General features: G+C 71.4%; 5 protein-coding genes. 3 read left to right on the top strand and 2 right to left on the bottom strand.

From position 1 onward, the window contains the following. Window positions 1-28 precede the first annotated feature (28 nt). The 3 genes from C5F48_RS20445 to C5F48_RS20435 are packed head-to-tail and all read left to right on the top strand — an operon-like array spanning window position 29 to window position 4111. Window positions 29-685 carry an ABC transporter ATP-binding protein gene (locus C5F48_RS20445; RefSeq protein WP_107665633.1) on the top strand — a complete coding sequence of 219 codons (657 nt, stop codon included), beginning with the start codon at window positions 29-31 and terminating at the stop codon, window positions 683-685. Between the two features lie 59 nt (window positions 686-744). Next, a complete protein-coding gene (locus C5F48_RS20440; protein ID WP_107665634.1) occupies window positions 745-3072 on the top strand; it encodes an ABC transporter permease in 2328 nt (775 codons plus the stop codon). Further along, window positions 3062-4111, top strand: a complete 1050-nt coding sequence (locus C5F48_RS20435; protein ID WP_107665632.1) for a lipocalin-like domain-containing protein — start codon at window positions 3062-3064, stop codon at window positions 4109-4111. Before C5F48_RS20440 ends, C5F48_RS20435 begins: the two co-directional genes overlap by 11 nt. Here the strand turns inward: C5F48_RS20435 and C5F48_RS20430 are convergent. Together C5F48_RS20430 and C5F48_RS20425 are read right to left on the bottom strand one after the other, a co-directional pair. Next, complete coding sequence (locus tag C5F48_RS20430; RefSeq protein ID WP_107665631.1) at window positions 4105-4983, bottom strand: transglutaminase family protein; 879 nt, start codon at window positions 4981-4983, stop codon at window positions 4105-4107. The genes C5F48_RS20435 and C5F48_RS20430 overlap by 7 nt on opposite strands. Next, complete coding sequence (locus C5F48_RS20425) at window positions 4983-7370, bottom strand: circularly permuted type 2 ATP-grasp protein (protein WP_107665630.1); 2388 nt, start codon at window positions 7368-7370, stop codon at window positions 4983-4985. Before C5F48_RS20425 ends, C5F48_RS20430 begins: the two co-directional genes overlap by 1 nt. Window positions 7371-7380 lie beyond the last annotated feature (10 nt).

The following is a 7380-nucleotide window of genomic DNA, read 5'->3' as shown; positions in this document are numbered from 1 at the left end:
ATATTCAAGCCAATATGAAAGTGCTGTGATGTTGTTGAGCCTGTCGGGCGTCGAGAAGTCCTATCCCACCGGTGAAGGCCCGCTGACGGTGCTGCATGGCATCGACATGAAGCTCGACGCCGGGCAGAGCTTGGCGCTGACCGGGGAATCCGGCAGCGGCAAGAGCACCTTGCTGCATCTGGTGGCGGGGCTCGACAAGTCCGATGCCGGGCAGATCCTGATCGACGGGCAGGACATCGCGCAGGCGGGCGATGCGGCGCGGGCGGCGCTGAGGCGGGGCACCGTGGGGCTGGTGTTCCAGCAGTTCAACCTGATCCCCTCGCTCGACGTGGCGGCGAACCTCGCCTTTCAGGCCCGGCTCTCGGGGCGGCACGATCCGGCCTGGCAGGCCGAGCTCGCGCAGGTGCTGGGGCTGGAGCCGATGCTGCGCCGCTACCCCGAGCAGCTGTCGGGCGGGCAGCAGCAGCGCGTGGCGATCGGGCGGACACTGGCGGCGCGGCCCAAGCTGGTGCTGGCCGACGAGCCGACCGGCAATCTGGACGAGGCGACTGGCGACGCGGTGATGGCGCTGTTGCTGCGGCTGGTGGCGCAGACCGGGGCGGCGCTGCTGATGGTCACCCATTCGATGCGGCTGGCCGACCGGCTGGGCGGGCGGCTGCATCTGGCCTCGGGGCGCGTCACGTGATCCGCGCCGGGCTCGGGGCGCTGCTGTCGCATTGGCGGCGCAGCCCGCTGCAGCTCGCCATGCTGCTCTTGGGCCTGTCGCTGGCCACGGCGCTCTGGTCCGGGGTGCAGGCGATCAATGCGGAGGCCCGCGCCAGCTACGCCCGCGCCGCCGAGACGCTGGGGCAGGACCAGCTGTCGCGGCTGGTGGCCGACCGTCCGATCCCGCAGGAGGTCTATGTCACGCTGCGCCGGGCGGGCTGGCTGGTCTCCCCGGTGGTCGAGGGGCGGCTGACGGTGGGGCGGCGCAGCCTGCGGCTGATCGGCATCGACCCGCTGAGCCTGCCGGTGGAGGCGCAGCAGGTTGAGTTCGGCGAGGGCAATGCGCTGCTGCCCTTCCTCACCCCGCCCGGGCTGCTTTATGTGAACGCCGAAACGCAAACCCGGATCGAAGGCGCGGAGCTGCCGCCGCTGCGCCTGTCGGAAAGCCTGCCGCCCGGCACGGCGCTGACCGATATCGGGCAGGCGCAGAGACTACTGGGCAGCGGGCCCACGGTGTCGCATCTGCTGGTGCATCCCGGCTCGCCGCAGCCGCCGCTCGACCCGGCGCTGGGGCTGGTCCTGCAGGCGCCGCAGGACGGCTCGGAGCTGGCGCGGCTGACCGACAGCTTCCACCTGAACCTCACCGCCTTCGGGCTGCTCGCTTTCGCGGTGGGGCTCTTCATCGTGCATTCCGCCATCGGCCTTGCCTTCGAGCAGCGCCGCCCGGTGTTCCGCACCCTGCGGGCGCTCGGCCTTTCGGGGCGGATGCTGACCGGGCTCTTGCTGGGCGAGCTGATGCTGCTGGCGCTGGTCGCCGGGATGATCGGCGTGGCCCTCGGCTATGGGGTGGCCGCGCTGCTGCTGCCCGATGTGGCGGCGACCCTGCGCGGGCTCTACGGCGCCGAGGTGCCGGGGGTGCTGAGCCTGCGGCCCGGCTGGTGGCTGGCCGGGCTCGGCATTGCGGTGCTGGGCACGCTGGTCTCGGCGGCGCAGAGCCTGTGGCGGGTCTGGCGCCTGCCGCTGCTGGCCCCTGCGCAGCCGAGGGCCTGGGCGCGGGCCTCGGAACGGGCGCTGCGCTGGCAGGCGGGGGGCGGGCTCGCCCTGCTGACCGTGGCGCTGGGGCTGATGCTTGGCGGGCATGGGCTGGTGGCCGGGTTCGGGGTGCTGACCGGGCTGCTTCTTGGCGCGGCGCTGCTGCTGCCGGTGCTGCTCTGGGCCGGCATGTGGGCGGGCGAGCGGCTGGCGCGCGGGGTGCTGGCGCAATGGTTTTGGGCCGACACGCGGCAACAGCTGCCGGGCCTGTCCTTGGCGCTGATGGCACTGCTGCTGGCCTTGGCGGCGAATATCGGCGTCGGCACCATGGTGTCGAGCTTCCGGTTGACCTTCACCGGCTGGCTCGACCAGCGGCTGGCGGCAGAGCTCTACCTGACCGCGCGCAGCGAGGCGGAGGCCGCCGAGATGGTGGCCTGGCTGGAGCCCCGCACCGATGCGATTCTGCCGATCTTCAGCGCCGGGACCGAGGTTCTGGGGCAGCCGGCGGAGCTTTACGGCGTCACCGACCACGCCACCTACCGAGATCATTGGCCGCTGCTTCAGGCGCTGCCCGACGTCTGGGACCGCGTGGCCTTGGGCGATGCGGCGCTGGTGAACGAGCAGCTGGCCCGGCGCGAGGGCCTCGTTCCCGGCGATCCGCTGGTGCTTCCCGAATGGCAGGGCGAGATCGCCGGGATCTACAGCGATTTCGGCAACCCCGAGGCGCAGGTGATCGTTTCCACCGACCGGCTGCTGGCGCTGCATCCCGAGGTGTCGCGGCTGCGCTACGGCCTGCGCGTGGCGCCGGAGCAGGCGGCGGATCTGGCCGAGGAGATGCGGCAGCGCTTCGGGCTGGGCGAGACCGGGCTGGTGGATCAGGCCAGCATCAAGGGCTTCTCGCTGGCGATCTTCGAGCGCACCTTTGCGGTGACCGCGGCGCTCAACGTGCTGACGCTGGGCGTGGCGGGGCTGGCGATGTTCGCCAGCCTGATGACGCTCTCCGGGATGCGCCTGCCCCAGCTGGCGCCGGTCTGGGCCATGGGGCTCACCAAGGCGCGGCTGGCGCGGCTCGACCTGCTGCGCACGCTGTTGCTGGCAGCGGTGACGATGCTGGCGGCGCTACCTCTGGGGCTGGCGCTGGCCTGGGTGCTGCTGGCCGTGGTGAATGTCGAGGCTTTCGGCTGGCGGCTGCCGATGCATGTCTTCCCGGCGGAATGGCTGAGGCTGGGCGCGCTGGCCCTGCTGGCGGCCGCCATCGCTGCCGCCATTCCGGTGCGCAGGCTGGCGCGGCTGGCGCCGTCGGACCTCTTGCGGGTTTTTGCGAATGAACGTTAGGTATCTTGCCCTGATCGGCCTGCTGGCCTCGCCGTTGCATGCGCAGGGCTTCGCCGGGCTCGGCGCCGAGGTCGAGGGCTTCGCCGTGCCCGCGCCGGGCCGGGGCTTCGAGTTTCCCGCCGATCACGGCGCGCATCCGGACTACCGGATCGAATGGTGGTATCTGACCGCCACCCTCACCGGCGAGGACGGCCGCGACTACGGCGCGCAATGGACGCTGTTCCGCTCGGCCCTCGCCCCCGAGGAGCGCGAGGGCTGGCAGAGTCCGCAGCTCTGGCTCGCCCATGCCGCGCTGACCACGCCCGACACGCATCACGTCGCCGAGAAACTGGCGCGCGGCGGCATCGGGCAGGCGGGGGTGACGGCGGCGCCCTTCGAGGCCTGGATCGACGACTGGCAGATGTTGGGGACCGCCGCGGAGGGCGATGCGCTCTCGGCGCTGCGGGTCACGGCCAGCGGCGAGGGCTTCGGCTACGATCTTGCGCTCCGCGCCACCGGGCCCCTGGTGCCGCAGGGCGAGGGCGGCTATTCGGTGAAATCGGCGGCGGGTCAGGCGAGCAACTACTACTCGCAGCCGTTCTACGAGGTGGAGGGCAGCATCCGCGTGGCGGGCGCGCCGCTGGCGGTCACCGGCAAGGCATGGCTCGACCGCGAGTGGTCCTCGCAGCCCCTGGCCGCGGATCAGACCGGGTGGGACTGGTTCTCGCTGATGTTCGACGATGGCGCGCGGCTGATGGGATTCCGGCTGCGCGACGGCGGGGCGGGCTATACCAGCGCGACATGGATCGCGGCGGATGGCACGCCGACGCCGATGCCGCCGGGCGCGCTGCAGGTGACGCCGCTGCGCGAGGCGCGCGTCGCCGGGCGCGATGTGCCGGTGGACTGGCGCGTGGTGCTGCCCGAAAAGGGGCTCGACGTGACGGTGGCGGCGATGAACGATCAGGCCTGGATGACGACCAGCCTGCCCTATTGGGAAGGGCCGATCCGCATCTCGGGCAGCCATTCCGGGCGCGGCTATCTGGAGATGACCGGCTACTGAACCGGGATCACATCCACCGCATGCCGGGTCTTCTGCTTGCCCGGCCCGCGCAGGATGCCGGAGACCGGGGCGACATCGCCGTAATCCCGGCCATGGGCGACAACGACGTGATCGGCGCCGATCAGGCAGTCGTTGGTCGGATCGAACTCCACCCAGCCCTGCGCCTCGCCGCACCAGGCCCGGACCCAGGCATGCATGGCATCGGCGCCTTCCAGACGCGGGCGGCCCGGCGGCGGCGTGGTCCGCAGGAAGCCCGAGACATAGGCGGCGGGAATGCCGAGCCCGCGCAGCCCGGCGATCATGATCTGGGCAAAATCCTGACAGACACCGTGTCGATGCGCAAAAGCCTCGGCAGGCGGGGTGTCGACCGTGGTGGCGCTGCCGTCGAAGGTCATGTCGCGGTGCAGCGCCCGGCCCAGCGCCTCGACCGCGGCCCGGGTAGTCGGCGCCCCTTCGGTCGCCTCGCGGGCATAGGCGGTGATCTCGCCCACCGGATGGATGCGCGGCGAGGCGGCGAGGAAGTGGTGCGGCGCATCGCCCCTCAGGCTGCGGCAGGCGGTGAGAGCCGCCTCCAGTTCCCCGAGCGGGGTGGAACTGTCTTCACCATAGCCGGGAAAGCAGCGGTCGACCCTCGCTGTCGCGGTGAAGGCGATGTCGGAATGGTCGCTGGTCAGCGCCACTTCGACCGTCCGGTTGCCGAAGAAATCCGCGAACTCCCCCCGATCCGCCGGGCGCGGGCTGATGGCGACGGCGGCCTGCGACACCTCCTGCACACCGGGCAGATGCAGCGGCAGCAGCCGCAACAGATGCCGCCCCCCGGTCGCCGGGCGGGCGTAGTGATAGGTGACGGCGAGGCGGATGTGATACTGCATCAGCGCAAATAGGTTTCGGTCAGAAGGTCGGAGATGCCCCAGATCTCGCTGCGCAGCCGCCAGAGCGCGTCGGTGTCCAGCCGTTCCGCCCGCTCGGTCGCGAGGTTGGTGTGGCAGCGCAGCACGGCGCGCGACAGGTCCGAGAGCTGCCCCGCCACCTGCGCCCGCGGCAGGAGCGCCACCTGATCGCGGATGCCGTCGAGCTGGAACTGGATCGCGCGCGGGTTCCTGCTGTCCAGCGCCAGAAGGTCGATCACCGTCTCGCGCGTGGTGGAGACCGTGTAGCGGCGGCGGTGCGACATGACGGAATCGCCGAATTCCACCGCCAGATCCAGCGCGCCCTCCGGCGCCCAAGGGTCGGCCAGCGTCGCCAGCACCGAAGACATCCCGGCGGCGCGTTCGATGAAGCGCCCCAACTCCAGAAAGCGCCAACCCATGAAGCGATACATGTTCTCGTGGATCAGCCCCGAAAAGCCGGTGAGCTTGCGCAGGAGCGTAGTGATCGCCCGCGCCGCATCGTCGCCCGGCTGCACCCGCTCGGCCAGGCGGCGGGTGGACTTGTCGAGATCGGCCAGCGCCGACCAGCCATCCGGCGAGAAACGGTCACGCACCTGCCCGGCGCTGGCCACCGCATTGCCGAGCGTGGAGATCAGCCCCTTGGGGATGCCCTGCTCCGGGTCCACCCCCTGCCCCTTGAACAGCGGCGCCAGCGCCGCGAGCAGCGGCCCCTTGGGGTCTCCGGTCTCGGCCATCCGCGTGTGATGCGCCCGCACCAGCCGCATGATGCCCTCGGTCCGCTCGACATAGCGGCCGAGCCAGTAGAGGTTGTCGGCCGAGCGCGAGGGCAGCGCGCCCAGCTCGGCCCGCACATAGGGGCCCTGCGCCGGGATCATCGTCGCAGGCTCCACCGCGCCGGAGCTGACGATCCAGACATCCGCCGCCGCCCCGCCGCGCTGCATGGCGATGGCCTTGGGATCGCTGGTGCGGCCGATCCGGGCAAAGCCGCCGGGCATCACCTGCCAGCCCTCGGGCGTGCGGGCGAGGAAGACGCGCAGGCTCATCGGCCGCGGCACCAGCGCGCCGTCGATATGGGCGGGCGTGGTCGAGAGCTTCACCGACTCCTGCCCGACGAGGGTCCGGCCCTCGCGCTCCAGCCAGCCCGCCAGATCGCCGTCGGGCACCTGCCCCTCGGCCAGCGCCGCCAGATCGTCCTCCAGGGGCTGCCGGGTGGACAGCGCGGGGCTGATGATCATGCGGTCCGGATGGGCCGCGACATGCGCCCGCTCCTTCGCCTGCCCGCACCACCATGTCGCGATATTGGGCAGGATCAGATCCTCGCCCAACAGCGCCCTGGCGATGCGCGGCATGAAGGCGAGGAAGGCCCGCGTCTCCAGCACGCCCGAGCCGAGCCCGTTGACCACCGTGGCCGAGCCGTGGCGCAGCGCCGAGACGAAGCCCGGCGTGCCCAACCGCGAGGCGCCCTCCAGTTCCAAGGGGTCGGCATAGGCGCCGTCGAGCCGGCGCCAGAGCACCGAGATCGGCTTCAGCCCGGCGACGGTGCGCACCATCAGCGCGCCATCCACCACCGTCAGATCCTCGCCCTGCAGCAGCATGAAGCCGAGGTAGCGGGCGATATAGGCGTGTTCGTAATAGGTCTCGTTCAGCGGCCCCGGCGTCAGGATGCCCACGCGGCTGTCGGGATCGGCCCGCAGCCCCAGAAGCGCGTCCCGGAAGGTGCGGAAGAACCCGGCAAGCCGGTGCACATGCGCCTCGGCATAGAGATCGGAGAAGACCCGCGCCACCGCCACCCGGTTCTCCAGCGCGAAACCCGCGCCCGACGGCGCCTGCGCCCGGTCGCCCAGCACCCACCAGGTGCCATCCGGCCCGCGCCCGATCTCGAAGGCGAGGAAATGCAGATGATGCCCGCCGCGCGGCGCGACATCGACCAGCGCCCGCAGCCATTCCGGGTTGCCCGCCACCAGCGAGGGCGGCAGCACGCCCTCGGCCACCAGCCGGTTCGGGCCGTAGAGATCGGCCATCAAGGCTTCCATCAGCGCCGCCCGCTGCACCAGCCCGGCGGTGAGCGTGGCCCATTCGGCCTCCTCGATCAGCACCGGGATATGGCTCAGGGGCCAGGCCCGCTCGGTCGAGCCCTCGGCGGAATACTGGCGGAAGAACACACCCGCATCGCGCAGATACTGGTCGCCCCGGGCGAAGCGGCGGGTCACCTCCTCGGGCGCGAGCGCTGCGAAATGCTTCAGGAAGGCGCGCCAGACCGGGCGCACCTCGCCCTGCGGGTCGAGGAGTTCATCCGACACGCCCGGCAGGGTGTGATATCCGTCCAGCACCGAAGGCAGACCGGGAGCGTGGCGCGCCTTTCTGTCCATCTAGAGCCCT

This window comes from Cereibacter changlensis JA139 (assembly GCF_003034985.1).
In the GTDB taxonomy this organism is placed as follows: domain Bacteria; phylum Pseudomonadota; class Alphaproteobacteria; order Rhodobacterales; family Rhodobacteraceae; genus Cereibacter; species Cereibacter changlensis.
Note: the sequence above shows the minus strand (reverse complement) of the source record. Positions and strands in the feature narration are given on the sequence as shown.